The 13,792-nt window shown below is 41.2% G+C and carries 16 protein-coding genes; 15 read left to right on the top strand and 1 reads right to left on the bottom strand.

Features of this window, described 5'->3' with window-relative positions:
• Nucleotides 1-382 precede the first annotated feature (382 nt).
• The 15 genes from TZ90_RS06490 to whiA all read left to right on the top strand — a co-directional run bounded on the left by TZ90_RS06490 (nt 383) and on the right by whiA (nt 12,788).
• Nucleotides 383-1,141 carry a class I SAM-dependent methyltransferase gene (locus TZ90_RS06490; protein ID WP_045612110.1) on the top strand — a complete coding sequence of 253 codons (759 nt, stop codon included), beginning with the start codon at nt 383-385 and terminating at the stop codon, nt 1,139-1,141.
• A gap of 86 nt (nt 1,142-1,227) precedes the next feature.
• The gene (locus TZ90_RS06485) at nt 1,228-1,740 is read left to right on the top strand and encodes an adenine phosphoribosyltransferase (RefSeq protein WP_001049318.1); all 513 of its coding nucleotides are present in this window, start codon (nt 1,228-1,230) and stop codon (nt 1,738-1,740) included.
• 380 nt (nt 1,741-2,120) lie between these two features.
• Nucleotides 2,121-3,065 (top strand): homoserine O-acetyltransferase MetA, encoded by a 945-nt coding sequence (metA, locus tag TZ90_RS06475; protein ID WP_045612108.1) that lies wholly within the window; start codon nt 2,121-2,123, stop codon nt 3,063-3,065.
• 8 nt (nt 3,066-3,073) lie between these two features.
• The gene (locus TZ90_RS06470; protein ID WP_000221592.1) at nt 3,074-3,751 is read left to right on the top strand and encodes a DnaD domain-containing protein; all 678 of its coding nucleotides are present in this window, start codon (nt 3,074-3,076) and stop codon (nt 3,749-3,751) included.
• Between the two features lie 97 nt (nt 3,752-3,848).
• A complete protein-coding gene (gene tpiA / locus TZ90_RS06465) occupies nt 3,849-4,607 on the top strand; it encodes a triose-phosphate isomerase (RefSeq protein WP_000087893.1) in 759 nt (252 codons plus the stop codon).
• 33 nt (nt 4,608-4,640) lie between these two features.
• Entirely contained in the window at nt 4,641-6,155 is a 1,515-nt protein-coding gene (gene lytC, locus TZ90_RS06460) for a choline binding-anchored murein hydrolase LytC (RefSeq protein ID WP_080890746.1), read from the top strand.
• A 231-nt stretch (nt 6,156-6,386) separates the two neighbouring features.
• Nucleotides 6,387-6,905 (top strand): Dps family protein, encoded by a 519-nt coding sequence (locus TZ90_RS06455; RefSeq protein ID WP_045612105.1) that lies wholly within the window; start codon nt 6,387-6,389, stop codon nt 6,903-6,905.
• 126 nt (nt 6,906-7,031) lie between these two features.
• On the top strand, nt 7,032-7,538 hold the full coding sequence (locus TZ90_RS06450) for a dihydrofolate reductase (protein ID WP_045612103.1): 507 nt from the start codon (nt 7,032-7,034) through the stop codon (nt 7,536-7,538).
• Nucleotides 7,538-7,708, top strand: coding sequence for a hypothetical protein (locus TZ90_RS06445; protein ID WP_045612102.1), 171 nt, complete (start codon nt 7,538-7,540; stop codon nt 7,706-7,708). Before TZ90_RS06450 ends, TZ90_RS06445 begins: the two co-directional genes overlap by 1 nt.
• A 36-nt stretch (nt 7,709-7,744) precedes the next feature.
• On the top strand, nt 7,745-8,977 hold the full coding sequence (clpX, locus tag TZ90_RS06440) for an ATP-dependent Clp protease ATP-binding subunit ClpX (protein WP_045612100.1): 1,233 nt from the start codon (nt 7,745-7,747) through the stop codon (nt 8,975-8,977).
• A gap of 8 nt (nt 8,978-8,985) precedes the next feature.
• Nucleotides 8,986-9,573 (top strand): ribosome biogenesis GTP-binding protein YihA/YsxC, encoded by a 588-nt coding sequence (gene yihA / locus TZ90_RS06435; RefSeq protein ID WP_000422604.1) that lies wholly within the window; start codon nt 8,986-8,988, stop codon nt 9,571-9,573.
• A 10-nt stretch (nt 9,574-9,583) separates the two neighbouring features.
• A complete protein-coding gene (locus TZ90_RS06430; protein WP_001140420.1) occupies nt 9,584-9,964 on the top strand; it encodes a RidA family protein in 381 nt (126 codons plus the stop codon).
• A gap of 51 nt (nt 9,965-10,015) precedes the next feature.
• Nucleotides 10,016-10,906 (top strand): RNase adapter RapZ, encoded by an 891-nt coding sequence (rapZ, locus tag TZ90_RS06425; protein WP_000163058.1) that lies wholly within the window; start codon nt 10,016-10,018, stop codon nt 10,904-10,906.
• Complete coding sequence (locus TZ90_RS06420; RefSeq protein ID WP_001231075.1) at nt 10,903-11,880, top strand: YvcK family protein; 978 nt, start codon at nt 10,903-10,905, stop codon at nt 11,878-11,880. The genes rapZ and TZ90_RS06420 overlap by 4 nt, the downstream gene beginning before the upstream one ends.
• Nucleotides 11,877-12,788, top strand: coding sequence for a DNA-binding protein WhiA (whiA, locus tag TZ90_RS06415; protein WP_045612098.1), 912 nt, complete (start codon nt 11,877-11,879; stop codon nt 12,786-12,788). Before TZ90_RS06420 ends, whiA begins: the two co-directional genes overlap by 4 nt.
• Nucleotides 12,789-12,821: 33 nt before the next feature.
• Here whiA and TZ90_RS06410 read toward each other — a convergent pair whose 3' ends face one another.
• Entirely contained in the window at nt 12,822-13,790 is a 969-nt protein-coding gene (locus TZ90_RS06410) for an NAD(P)/FAD-dependent oxidoreductase (RefSeq protein ID WP_045612096.1), read from the bottom strand.
• Nucleotides 13,791-13,792: the final 2 nt, after the last annotated feature.

Genomic DNA, 13,792 nt, shown 5'->3' with positions numbered 1-13,792 from the left:
TGATATGATTTGTTTACAATGAATATATCTGTTTAAACCTGATGAATCATTCGATTCATCAGGTTTTTTCGGCTCTTTGTCAACTGTAGTGGGTTGAAGAAAAGCTAAGCTCGAGAAAGGACACATTTCGTCCTTTCTTTTTTTGAGTATAACAGCCATGTCGTTCATCTGAGATGTAAGTACTCCGTGGTTACCATCTACTAGTGAACCTATATGCGTAAACTACGTGAGCAATTGAATTCGAACTAGAGAGGTGATTAATAGATTTATGCTATAGTCATGGCAGCTTGTATGCTTTTGATTCTAGTTTATCAAATAATAGATTAGAATTGTCAGATAATATCATTTTATGTTATAATGAAGAAAAAACAGAGGTGTTCAAATGTCAGAAGCAGGTCATAAGTTTTTAGCAAAATTGGGGAAAAAACGCTTACGTCCAGGTGGAAAACGTGCCACAGATTGGTTAATTGCAGAAGGAGGATTTTCAAAAGAAAAGAGAATACTAGAGGTTGCGTGTAATAGGGGAACTACAGCAATTGAGTTGGCACAGCGTTTTGGTTGTAAGATAACTGCTGTTGATATGGATGCTCAAGCTTTAGAAGTGGCTAAAAAATCTGCTGAAACGGCAGGTGTTGCTCATTTAATCAGTTTTGAAAGAGCTAATGCAATGAAACTTCCTTATGAAGATGCTAGTTTTGATATTGTTATAAATGAAGCTATGCTGACTATGCAAGCCGATCAAGCTAAGAAAAAATGTGTAATGGAATATCTAAGGGTTTTAAAACCTGAAGGTCTTCTCCTGACACATGATGTGCTTCTTAAGGAAGCTAAAGAGTCTGTCAGACAGGAATTGTCGCAAGCAATTCATGTAAATGTAGGTCCTTTAACTCAAGATGGTTGGGAGCAAGTGATGATAGAATCAGGTTATCGTGATGTGAAAGTATTGACTGGTGAAATGACATTAATGAAATTATCGGGTATGATTTATGACGAAGGTTGGCTAGGAACGTTGAAAATTTGTGTAAATGCTTGTAAAAAGGAGAATAGAAAGCAGTTTTTAACTATGTATAAAATGTTTGATAAGAATAAAAAGAACTTGGGCTTTATTGCTATGGCTAGTCATAAATCGTCAAATCGTTAGATAATCATTGAAGTTAACTTTTCCTTTTTTCTTTCTTAAAAAATATGCTATAATAGAGAGTAAAAAACTTTGAAAGAAAGAAAAAGATGAATTTAAAAGATTACATTGCAACAATTGAAAATTATCCGAAGGAAGGTATTACTTTCCGTGATATTAGTCCTTTGATGGCTGATGGAAATGCTTATAGCTATGCTGTTCGTGAAATTGTTCAGTATGCTACTGACAAGAAAATCGACATGATCGTGGGACCTGAGGCTCGTGGTTTTATCGTGGGCTGTCCGGTTGCCTTTGAGTTGGGAATTGGTTTTGCACCTGTTCGTAAACCAGGTAAATTACCACGCGAAGTCATTTCTGCTGACTACGAAAAAGAATACGGGGTTGATACCTTGACTATGCATGCGGATGCCATTAAGCCAGGTCAACGTGTTCTTATTGTAGATGATCTCTTGGCAACAGGTGGAACTGTTAAGGCAACTATCGAAATGATTGAAAAACTTGGTGGTGTTGTAGCAGGCTGTGCCTTTCTTGTTGAATTGGATGAATTGAACGGCCGTGAAAAAATCGGTGACTACGATTACAAAGTTTTGATGCATTATTAATCAAAAACAGTCCCTAGGGCTGTTTTCTCTACATTAGGATATAAAAATAGACTATAGCTAGTTAGAGAAAAAGTATAATTGAAAACTATATCTTCTTGCAGTATAATAAAAGGACTAGATGTTTGAGATTTAGTTTCATACTCAATGAAAATCAAAGAGCAAACTAGGAAACTAGCCGCAGGCTGCTCAAAGTACAGCTTTGAGGTTGCAGATAAAACTGACGAAGTCAGCTCAAAACACTGTTTTGAGGTTGCAGATAGAACTGACGAAGTCAGTAACATATATCTACGGAAAGGCAACGTTGACGAGGTTTGAAGAGATTTTCGAAGAGTTTCAAACATATGCAATGATTCCTGAAAGAGTACAGTTAGGAGAGGGTTATGCCGATTCGAATTGATAAAAAATTACCAGCTGTTGAGATTTTACGGACAGAGAACATCTTTGTCATGGATGATCAACGTGCTGCCCACCAAGATATCCGTCCTTTGAAGATTTTAATTTTAAATCTCATGCCACAGAAAATGGTCACAGAGACCCAGTTGCTGCGCCATTTGGCTAATACACCCCTACAACTGGATATTGATTTTCTCTATATGGAAAGCCACCGTTCTAAGACAACTCGTTCAGAGCACATGGAGACCTTTTATAAAACTTTTCCTGAAGTTAAGGACGAGTATTTTGATGGGATGATTATCACGGGTGCTCCAGTTGAGCATTTACCATTTGAGGAAGTGGACTATTGGGAGGAATTTAGTCAGGTTCTTGAGTGGTCCAAGACCCATGTCTATTCGACCCTTCATATCTGCTGGGGGGCTCAGGCTGGTCTTTATCTGCGTTATGGGGTGGAAAAATACCAGATGGACAATAAATTATCAGGTATCTATCCTCAGGATACTTTAAAAGAAGGACACCTTCTCTTTAGAGGCTTTGACGATAGCTACATTTCCCCTCATTCTCGGCACACGGAGATTTCTAAGGAAGAGGTCTTAAACAAAACCAATCTCGAGATTTTATCAGAAGGGCCACAGGTTGGGGTTTCAATTTTGGCTAGTCGTGATTTACGAGAAATTTATAGTTTTGGGCATTTGGAATATGACCGTGATACCTTGGCAAAAGAGTATTTTAGAGATCGTGACGCAGGTTTAGATCCACATATTCCAGAAAATTACTTTAAGGATGATGATGTCAACCAGACACCTTGTCTTTGTTGGTCTTCATCAGCAGCCCTCTTTTTCAGTAACTGGGTGAATTATGCGGTGTATCAGGAGACGCCTTTTGACTGGAGAAAGATAGAAGATGATGCATCTGCATTTGGGTATTTATAAGAGGAATTATGACATATTTAGACGCTTTTAAATCAGGGAACTTGGTTTTACCGAGTGCCCTGCTCTTGCATTTTAAGGAACTCTTTCCTTCCAGCGACGATTTTCTGGTCTGGCAATTTTTCTATTTGCAAAATACGACAGGCTTAGAAGAAATGTCGCCAAGCCAGATTGCTGAAAGGATTGGTAAGGAAATTTCGGATGTCAATCAGGCTATTTCTAATCTGACGGAAAGGGGACTGCTTCAGTATCGAACGATTGAATTGAATGGTGAAATCGAATTGCTTTTTGATGCTAGTTTGGCTTTGGAACGTTTGGATGACTTGCTTGGAGTCGCTCATTCAAGTTCAGATCAGTTGACACCTCAAAACCAACTTAAGGATTTGGTAGAAACCTTCCAGCAGGAATTGGGGCGCTTGTTGACTCCTTTTGAAATTGAGGATTTGACTAAGACACTAAAGGAAGACGGAGCCAGTGCTGACTTGATTAAGGAAGCTCTTCGTGAAGCTGTTTTGAATGGAAAACAAAACTGGAAGTACATTCAGGCGATTTTGAGAAATTGGCGCCATGAAGGTATCAAAAGTGTGGCTCAAATTGAGGCCAAGCGGGCAGAGAGAGAAGCAAGCAATCCTCAGTTGACACAGGTATCTGCAGATTTCAGAAATGCTATGGATCTCTGGAAAGATTGATCGTTACAAGCAGGCTTGAAATCCGAGTAAGATTTGCAAGCTGTGTATAATTGTGATAAAATAAGTAGAAAATAAATTGAAAAAAGAGGTATGTGAAATGTCACGTAAACCATTTATCGCTGGTAACTGGAAAATGAACAAAAATCCAGAAGAAGCTAAAGCATTCGTTGAAGCAGTTGCATCAAAACTTCCTTCATCAGATCTTGTTGAAGCAGGTATCGCAGCTCCAGCTCTTGATTTGACAACGGTTCTTGCAGCTGCAAAAGGTTCAAACCTTAAAGTTGCTGCTCAAAACTGCTACTTTGAAAATGCAGGTGCTTTCACTGGTGAAACAAGCCCACAAGTTTTGAAAGAAATCGGTACTGACTACGTTGTTATCGGTCACTCAGAACGCCGTGACTACTTCCACGAAACTGACGAAGATATCAACAAAAAAGCAAAAGCAATCTTTGCAAACGGTATGCTTCCAATCATCTGTTGTGGTGAGTCACTTGAAACTTACGAAGCTGGTAAAGCTGCTGAATTCGTAGGTGCTCAAGTATCTGCTGCATTGGCTGGATTGACTGCTGAACAAGTTGCTGCATCAGTTATCGCTTATGAGCCAATCTGGGCTATCGGTACTGGTAAATCAGCTTCACAAGACGATGCACAAAAAATGTGTAAAGTTGTTCGTGACGTTGTAGCTGCTGACTTCGGTCAAGAAGTTGCAGACAAAGTTCGTGTTCAATACGGTGGTTCTGTTAAACCTGAAAACGTTGCTTCATACATGGCTTGCCCAGACGTTGACGGTGCCCTTGTAGGTGGTGCGTCACTTGAAGCAGAAAGCTTCTTGGCTTTGCTTGACTTTGTAAAATAATCAGTAGCAAAAGCTAGGTGGAACAGCATTCAGATGTCTGTTCCATTTTTTATAGGAGAGGAAAGATTGAAAACAAAGATTGGAAAAATTGGATTAGCAAGTATCTGTTTGCTCGGCTTGGCAGTTAGTCATGTAGCTGCAAATGAAACTGAAGTAGCAAAAACTTCGCAGGATGCAACGACAGTTTCAAGTAGTTCAGAGCAAAATCAGTCTTCTAATAAAACTCAAACGAGCGCAGGAGTAAAGACCACTGCTTCTGCCCACTGGGATGGGGATTATTATGTAAAGGCTGATGGTTCCAAAGCAAAGAGTGAGTGGATTTTTGATAACTACTATAAGGCTTGGTTTTATATTAAGTCAGACGGTCGTTATGCTCAAAATGAGTGGCAGGACAATTACTACCTAAAATCAGGTGGTTATATGGCTAAGAATGAATGGGTTTATGATAATGCCTATAAGAATTGGTTTTACCTGAAGTCTGATGGTTCTTATGCTAACCAGGAATGGCATTCTGTTGGAGGTAAATGGTACTATTTTAAAAAATGGGGCTATTTAGCTAAAAGTCAATGGCAGGGAAGTTATTTCCTAAATAGTCAAGGTGCTATGATGCAAAATGAATGGCTTTATGATCCAGCCTATTCGTCTTACTTCTATCTCAAATCTGATGGCTCTTATGCTAATCAAGAGTGGCAAAAGGTAGACGGCAAGTGGTACTATTTCAAGAAGTGGGGTTACATGGCTCAAGATGAGTGGCATGGAAACTATTATTTGACAGGAAGTGGTGCTATGGCTACTGGTGAATTAGTCATGGATGATGCTCGCTATATTTTTTCTGACTCAGGTGAGTTAAAAGAAAAGAAAGACTTGAATGTTGGCTGGGTTCACCGAAATGGCAGACGTTATTTCTTTAACCATCGTGAAGAACAAGTTGGGACTGATCAAGTTAAAAAGGTCATCGATGTCAGTGAACACAATGGTCGTATCAGTGACTGGAAAAAAGTCATCGATGATAATGGAGTAGATGGAGTCATTGTTCGTTTGGGATACAGTGGAACTGAGGACAAGGAATTGGCTCATAATATCAAGGAGTTAAACCGGCTTGGAATTCCTTACGGTGTTTACCTCTATACTTATGCTGAAAATGAGACCGATGCTGAGAATGATGCTAATCAAACTATTGAACTCTTGAAAAAATACAAGATGAACTTGTCTTATCCAATCTACTATGATGTTGAAAACTGGGAATATGTCAATAAAAGTAAAAGAGCTCCAAGTGATACTGGAACTTGGGTCAAGATTATCAATAAGTATATGGCAACCATGAAGCATGCTGGTTACCAAAACGTGAAAGTTTATAGCTATCGTCAACTTTTGCAAACTCGTTTGAATCATCCTGATATTTTACAACATGTTAACTGGGTTGCAGCCTATACGGATGCGCTTGATTGGAATAATCCTCATTATTCAGGAGAAAAAGGATGGCAATATACTTCATCTGACTCTCTTAAAGGGATTCGAGGACGTGTGGATGTTAGCGTCTGGTATTAAGATGTAAAACTGAGAAAAGAGTGTACATTTGTATGCTCTTTTCTTTATTTTATCTCTGTTAAGAGAGATTGAAAGTGACTGGGTTTCATTCTAAAAAATTCTTAAATTATCAGTCTATTGCAACTTTTCTCATGTGAGTCATTTGGCTTGCTATTGGTTTTCCTTAGTAGTATACTAAGGTAGTAATCATTAAGAAGTGGTTACAAAAAATAATAAACGAGGTAAAATAAAATGGTAGAATTGAAAAAAGAAGCAGTAAAAGACGTAACATCATTGACAAAAGCAGCGCCAGTAGCATTGGCAAAAACAAAGGAAGTATTGAACCAAGCTGTTGCTGATTTGTACGTGGCTCACGTTGCTTTGCACCAAGTACACTGGTATATGCGCGGTCGTGGTTTTCTTGTGTGGCATCCAAAAATGGATGAATACATGGACAGCCTTGATGGCTATCTTGACGAAATCAGCGAACGTTTGATTACACTTGGTGGCAGCCCATTCTCTACTTTGACAGAATTCCTTCAACATAGTGAAATCGAAGAAGAAGCTGGTGAATACCGTAATGTTGAAGAAAGTTTGGAACGTGTCCTAGATGTTTATCGTTATCTCATCACTCTGTTCCAAAAAGCTTTGGATGTTACTGATGAAGAAGGTGATGATGTGACAAACGATATCTTTGTTGGTGCTAAAGCTGAACTTGAGAAAACGGTTTGGATGCTTGCGGCAGAACTTGGACAAGCTCCCGGTTTGTAAGAAATAATAGATATATAAATCTGTAGGAATTTTCTTACAGATTTTTTCTATTCTGCAAGCTATTCCAAACCAGTCTTTTTTTGAGTTTTTTGATAAAATAGTACTATCAGTGAAAAGGATGGAAGCATGACTAAGAAAATCGTAGCTATTTGGGCCCAGGATGAAGAGGGTGTGATTGGTAAGGACAATCGTCTGCCTTGGCATTTGCCAGCAGAATTGCAACACTTTAAAGAAACAACTCTGAATCATGCCATCTTGATGGGGCGCGTGACCTTTGATGGAATGGAGCGTCGCTTGCTTCCAAAAAGGGAGACCCTGATTTTGACTCGTAATCCAGTAGAAAAGATAGATGGGGTTACTACTTTTCATGATGTCCAGTCTGTCTTGGACTGGTATCAGGCTCAAGAAAAGAATCTCTATATTATTGGTGGAAAGCAGATTTTTCAGGCTTTTGAATCCTACCTTGATGAAGTGATTGTGACTCAAATTCATGCTCGGGTGGAAGGAGATACCTATTTTCCTGAGGAGTTTGACTTGTCTCTTTTTGAGACGGTTTCAAGCAAATCTTATACCAAAGATGACAAAAATCCTTATGATTTTACCATCCAATACCGCAAGAGAAAGGAAGTCTAATGGAACGTAGTATATTTGGTTTTTTCACAGCCATGCTGTGTTTGGTCTGCTTACTTGCAGGAGTACAGGCTTTTCGTAAAAAGCGCTATGGACTTTCTGTCCTGCTCTGGTTAAATGCCTTTACCAATTTGGTCAATAGTATCCATGCTTTTTACATGACCTTATTTTAGATAGAATGACAGTATAGAATAGAACGGAAGGAAATCATGCCTACAAATAGGAATAATGATATGATGGTTTATTGCTCATTTTGTGGCAAAAGCCAGGAAGAAGTACAAAAAATAATCGCAGGTAACAACGCCTTTATCTGTAATGAATGTGTGGAGTTAGCCCAGGAAATTATTCGGGAGGAGTTGGCTGAGGAAGTCTTGGCAGACTTGTCTGAAGTTCCAAAACCAATCGAACTTCTCCATATCTTGAACCACTACGTAATCGGTCAAGATCGTGCCAAGCGTGCCTTGGCAGTAGCTGTTTACAACCATTACAAACGCATCAATTTCCACGATACGCGTGAAGAGTCAGAAGATGTGGATTTGCAGAAGTCAAACATCTTGATGATTGGCCCAACTGGTTCGGGGAAAACTTTCCTTGCTCAGACCTTGGCTAAGAGCTTGAATGTACCTTTTGCAATTGCGGATGCGACAGCTCTTACGGAGGCTGGTTATGTAGGTGAGGATGTGGAAAATATCCTCCTCAAACTCTTGCAGGCTGCTGACTTTAACATTGAACGTGCAGAGCGTGGCATTATCTACGTGGATGAAATTGACAAGATTGCTAAGAAGAGCGAGAACGTGTCTATCACACGTGATGTTTCTGGTGAAGGGGTGCAACAAGCCCTTCTCAAGATTATCGAGGGAACAGTTGCAAGCGTGCCGCCTCAAGGTGGACGTAAACATCCACAACAAGAGATGATTCAAGTGGATACTAAAAATATCCTCTTCATCGTGGGTGGTGCCTTTGATGGTATTGAAGAAATCGTCAAACAACGTCTGGGTGAAAAAGTCATCGGATTTGGTCAAAACAATAAGGCGATTGACGAAAACAGCTCTTACATGCAAGAAATTATCGCAGAAGATATTCAAAAATTTGGTATTATCCCTGAGTTGATTGGACGCTTGCCAGTCTTTGCAGCTCTTGAGCAATTGACTGTTGATGACTTGGTTCGTATTTTGAAAGAGCCAAGAAATGCCTTGGTCAAACAGTACCAAACCTTGCTATCTTATGATGATGTCGAGTTGGAATTTGACGACGAAGCCCTTCAAGAGATTGACAATAAGGCCATTGAACGCAAAACGGGTGCGCGTGGTCTTCGCTCGATTATCGAAGAAACCATGCTAGATGTCATGTTTGAAGTACCGAGTCAGGAAAATGTGAAATTGGTTCGCATCACGAAAGAAGCTGTCGATGGAACGGATAAACCAATCCTAGAAACAGCCTAGAGGTGACTATGGAACTTAATACACATAATGCTGAAATCTTGCTCAGTGCGGCCAATAAGTCCCACTATCCGCAGGATGAACTGCCAGAAATCGCTCTTGCAGGGCGTTCAAATGTTGGCAAGTCTAGCTTTATCAACACCATGCTGAACCGTAAGAATCTAGCCCGAACATCAGGTAAACCTGGTAAAACCCAGCTTCTCAACTTCTTTAACATTGATGACAAGATGCGCTTTGTGGATGTGCCTGGTTATGGCTATGCCCGTGTTTCTAAAAAGGAACGTGAAAAGTGGGGGCGCATGATTGAGGAGTACTTAACGACTCGGGAAAATCTCCGTGCGGTAGTCAGTCTAGTTGACCTTCGTCATGACCCGTCAGCAGATGATGTGCAGATGTACGAATTTCTCAAGTACTATGAGATTCCAGTTATTATCGTTGCGACTAAAGCAGACAAGATTCCTCGTGGTAAATGGAACAAGCATGAATCAGCAATCAAAAAGAAATTAAACTTTGACCCAAGTGACGACTTTATCCTCTTTTCATCTGTCAACAAGGCAGGGATGGATGAGGCTTGGGATGCAATCTTAGAAAAATTGTGAGGAAAAGAAAATGGCAAAAACAATTCATACAGATAAGGCCCCAAAGGCTATCGGACCCTATGTTCAAGGAAAAATCGTTGGCAACCTTTTGTTTGCTAGCGGTCAAGTGCCCCTATCTCCTGAAACTGGGGAAATCGTTGGAGAAACGATCCAAGAACAGACAGAACAAGTCTTGAAAAACATCGGTGCTATTTTGGCTGAAGCAGGAACAGATTTTGACCATGTTGTCAAAACAACTTGCTTCTTGAGCGATATGAACGACTTTGTTCCTTTTAACGAGGTTTACCAAACGGCCTTTAAAGAGGAATTTCCAGCTCGTTCAGCTGTGGAGGTAGCTCGTCTTCCTCGTGATGTAAAAGTCGAAATTGAAGTCATCGCAGAGATTGGATAAGCTAGTTGAAGTTTGGTGTTGCCAAACTTCTTTTGATATAAGGAGAAAAAGATGACAAAGAAACAACTTCACTTGGTGATTGTGACAGGGATGAGTGGTGCAGGGAAAACAGTTGCCATTCAGTCCTTCGAGGATTTAGGTTATTTTACTATTGATAATATGCCACCAGCTCTTTTGCCTAAGTTTTTGCAGTTGGTGGAAACAAAGGAAGACGACCATAAGTTGGCCTTGGTAGTAGATATGCGTAGCCGTTCTTTCTTCTCAGAGATTCAAGCTGTTTTGGATGAGTTGGAAAATCAAGATGATTTGGATTTCAAAATTCTCTTTTTGGATGCAGCCGATAAGGAATTGGTCGCTCGTTACAAGGAAACCAGACGGAGTCACCCATTAGCAGCAGATGGACGGATTTTAGATGGAATTAAGCTGGAACGTGAACTCTTAGCACCACTGAAAAACATGAGCCAAAATGTGGTGGATACGACAGAACTTACTCCTCGTGAACTGCGTAAAACCATTGCAGAGCAGTTTTCGGATCAAGAACAAACCCAGTCTTTCCGTATCGAGGTCATGTCTTTCGGCTTTAAATATGGAATCCCGATTGATGCAGATTTAGTCTTTGATGTGCGCTTTTTGCCAAATCCATATTATCTTCCAGAACTGAGAAACCAAACGGGTGTGGATGAACCTGTTTATGACTATGTCATGAATCATCCTGAGTCAGAAGACTTTTATCAACATTTGTTGGCCTTGATTGAGCCGATTTTGCCAAGTTACCAAAAGGAAGGGAAGTCTGTTTTGACTATTGCCATGGGTTGTACGGGTGGGCAACACCGTAGTGTGGCCTTTGCTAAACGCTTGGCGCAGGACTTATCCAAGAATTGGCCTGTCAATGAAGGGCATCGCGACAAAGACCGAAGAAAGGAAACGGTAAACCGTTCATGAGAAAACCAAAGATAACGGTGATTGGTGGAGGTACTGGGATCCCTGTCATTCTAAAAAGTCTACGTGAAAAAGATGTGGAAATCGCTGCTATCGTAACGGTGGCGGATGATGGTGGTTCATCAGGTGAACTCCGAAAAAATATGCAGCAATTGACACCGCCAGGTGATCTTCGTAATGTCCTTGTGGCCATGTCGGATATGCCTAAGTTTTATGAAAAGGTCTTTCAATACCGCTTTTCTGAGGATGCTGGAGCCTTTGCTGGTCATCCATTGGGCAATCTCATTATTGCAGGTCTGTCAGAGATGCAGGGTTCGACCTATAATGCCATGCAGTTATTGAGCAAATTTTTCCATACAACTGGAAAGATTTATCCTTCCAGTGACCATCCTTTGACCCTGCACGCAGTCTTTCAGGATGGGACAGAGGTGGCTGGAGAGAGCCATATTGCAGACCATCCAGGTATGATTGACCATGTCTATGTAACCAATACCCTCAACGATGATACTCCTCTGGCCAGTCGTCGAGTAGTGCAGACTATTCTTGAAAGTGACATGATTGTCCTCGGACCTGGTTCCCTCTTTACCTCTATTTTGCCCAATATCGTGATTAAGGAAATCGGGCAAGCGCTTTTGGAAACCAAGGCAGAAATCGCCTATGTCTGCAATATCATGACCCAACGTGGGGAGACAGAACACTTTACAGATAGTGATCACGTGGAAGTCTTGCATCGTCACCTTGGCCGACCTTTTATCGACACTGTCTTGGTGAATATCGAAAAAGTGCCTCAGGAATACATGAATTCCAACCGGTTTGATGAATATTTGGTGCAGGTGGAACATGATTTTGCTGGTCTTTGTAAGCAAGTTCCGCGTGTGATTTCATCCAACTTTCTTCGTCTGGAAAATGGGGGTGCCTTCCACGATGGAGATTTGATTGTGGATGAATTGATGCGGATTATACAGGTGAGAAAATGAGTTTCACAGTAGCAGTAAAAGAAGAAATTCTAGGTCAGCACCATCTAAGCCGGCATGAATTATCTGCCATTATCAAGATGTCTGGTAGCATCGGTCTCTCGACTTCGGGCTTGACCTTGTCCGTCGTGACAGAAAATGCCAAACTGGCTCGTCACCTCTATGAGTCCTTTCTCTATTTTTATGAAATCAAATCAGAAATCCGCCATCACCAACGGAGTAATCTTCGCAAGAATCGCGTCTATACCGTTTTTACTGATGAAAAGGTGCAGGATTTGTTGAGCGATTTGCATTTGGCCGACTCTTTCTTTGGCCTGGAAACAGGTATTGATGAGGAGATTTTATCAGACGAGGAAGCCGGTCGTGCTTATCTTTGTGGCGCTTTCTTGGCAAATGGAAGCATTCGTGACCCTGAATCAGGTAAGTACCAGTTGGAAATCAGTTCTGTTTATCTGGACCACGCGCAAGGGATTGCCTCACTTCTCCAGCAATTTTTACTGGATGCCAAGGTGCTTGAGCGTAAGAAGGGGGCAGTGACCTACCTCCAGCGAGCTGAAGATATTATGGACTTCTTGATTGTCATCGGAGCTATGCAGGCGCGTGATGATTTTGAGCGGGTTAAGATTTTGCGAGAAACTCGTAACGACCTCAATCGGGCCAATAATGCCGAGACAGCCAATATTGCTCGGACAGTTTCTGCCAGCATGAAGACTATCAACAATATCAGTAAAATCAAAGATATCATGGGCTTAGAAAATCTGCCAGTGGATTTGCAGGAAGTAGCACAGTTGCGGATTCAGCACCCAGACTACTCTATCCAGCAGTTAGCAGATAGTCTCAGCACTCCCCTTACAAAAAGTGGTGTCAACCACAGACTCAGAAAAATCAATAAGATAGCGGATGAACTATAAAACCACGAATCGCATTGGACTCGTGGTTCTTTTTTATAAACTGGTTGAGTGTTTTGGTTGCACTTTTTGCTCAGGGTCGATGTAGTTAATGGCATTGTTAACAGCGGTTGGTGCTTCTCCAAGCCCTGTCGCAATCAGATCAATTTTTCCGTCATAGTAGCAACAGTCACCGATAGCATAGATACCTGCTTGGCTGGATTCCTGTTTGCTGTTGACTATAATCTTGTGGCGGTTGAGGTCCAGACCCCAGTTTTTAAGGTTACCGACAGAAGATTTGAAACCATAGTTGACAAAGAGGTGGTCTAGGTCAATCGTTTCGGTTTCATCAGATTTGACTTTTGTGATTTCCAGCTTATCAAGCGTTTTTCCATCTCCAAGGAGTTGGCTAGGGACGAATGGTGTCTTGATGGTCACAGATGATTCCTGTAAGGCTTGGACACTGTGTTCCAAGGCGCGGAAATTATCTCTGCGGTGAACAAGGGTAGTTGGTGCAATTTTTTCAAAAGCCAAAGCCCAATCCACAGCCGAGTCTCCTCCACCAAGAATCGTCACTTTCTTACCAGCGTATTGCTGGATGTTGGAAACGTGGTAGTGGATATTTTCATACCCCTCAACGCCTTCTAGTTCCAGAGGACGTGGTTTGAAGGCACCGCCACCCATAGCAATGATAACGGTTTTAGTCAGGTGACTTCCTTTAGAGGTTGTAATCTTAAAGCCCTCTTCTTGTTTTTCAATCTCAAGAACTGTTTCATTGAGATGAATAGGGGTATCAAAGCCATTTAGTTGTTCAATCAAGCGGTTGGTCAATTCTTCTCCAGTCAGGTTTGGGAAACCTGGAACGTCTAGGATTTCCTTTTCAGGATAGAGAATGGCAGGTTGTCCACCGAGTTGGGGAAGAGAGTCGATGATTTGGACCTTGGCTTGGCGTAGGTGGGCATAGAAGGCTGCAAAAAGCCCGACAGGACCACCACCTACAATGGTAATATCATAGAGTTGAGACATGG

The sequence above is a fragment of the Streptococcus mitis genome, from assembly GCF_000960005.1.
GTDB classification, from domain to species: domain Bacteria; phylum Bacillota; class Bacilli; order Lactobacillales; family Streptococcaceae; genus Streptococcus; species Streptococcus mitis_CK.
This window is presented reverse-complemented; position numbering and strand designations above follow the sequence as displayed.

Coding starts and splice junctions, on each gene's coding strand:
- TZ90_RS06445 (WP_045612102.1), top strand. CDS start 7,538: ATGGAACGTAGTATATTTGGTTTTTTCACAGCCATGCTGTGTTTGGTC.
- TZ90_RS06450 (WP_045612103.1), top strand. CDS start 7,032: ATGACTAAGAAAATCGTAGCTATTTGGGCCCAGGATGAAGAGGGTGTG.
- tpiA (WP_000087893.1), top strand. CDS start 3,849: ATGTCACGTAAACCATTTATCGCTGGTAACTGGAAAATGAACAAAAAT.
- rapZ (WP_000163058.1), top strand. CDS start 10,016: ATGACAAAGAAACAACTTCACTTGGTGATTGTGACAGGGATGAGTGGT.
- TZ90_RS06410 (WP_045612096.1), bottom strand. CDS start 13,790: ATGTCTCAACTCTATGATATTACCATTGTAGGTGGTGGTCCTGTCGGG.
- whiA (WP_045612098.1), top strand. CDS start 11,877: ATGAGTTTCACAGTAGCAGTAAAAGAAGAAATTCTAGGTCAGCACCAT.
- TZ90_RS06420 (WP_001231075.1), top strand. CDS start 10,903: ATGAGAAAACCAAAGATAACGGTGATTGGTGGAGGTACTGGGATCCCT.
- yihA (WP_000422604.1), top strand. CDS start 8,986: ATGGAACTTAATACACATAATGCTGAAATCTTGCTCAGTGCGGCCAAT.
- TZ90_RS06485 (WP_001049318.1), top strand. CDS start 1,228: ATGAATTTAAAAGATTACATTGCAACAATTGAAAATTATCCGAAGGAA.
- TZ90_RS06455 (WP_045612105.1), top strand. CDS start 6,387: ATGGTAGAATTGAAAAAAGAAGCAGTAAAAGACGTAACATCATTGACA.
- TZ90_RS06470 (WP_000221592.1), top strand. CDS start 3,074: ATGACATATTTAGACGCTTTTAAATCAGGGAACTTGGTTTTACCGAGT.
- lytC (WP_080890746.1), top strand. CDS start 4,641: ATGTCTGTTCCATTTTTTATAGGAGAGGAAAGATTGAAAACAAAGATT.
- TZ90_RS06490 (WP_045612110.1), top strand. CDS start 383: ATGTCAGAAGCAGGTCATAAGTTTTTAGCAAAATTGGGGAAAAAACGC.
- metA (WP_045612108.1), top strand. CDS start 2,121: ATGCCGATTCGAATTGATAAAAAATTACCAGCTGTTGAGATTTTACGG.
- clpX (WP_045612100.1), top strand. CDS start 7,745: ATGCCTACAAATAGGAATAATGATATGATGGTTTATTGCTCATTTTGT.
- TZ90_RS06430 (WP_001140420.1), top strand. CDS start 9,584: ATGGCAAAAACAATTCATACAGATAAGGCCCCAAAGGCTATCGGACCC.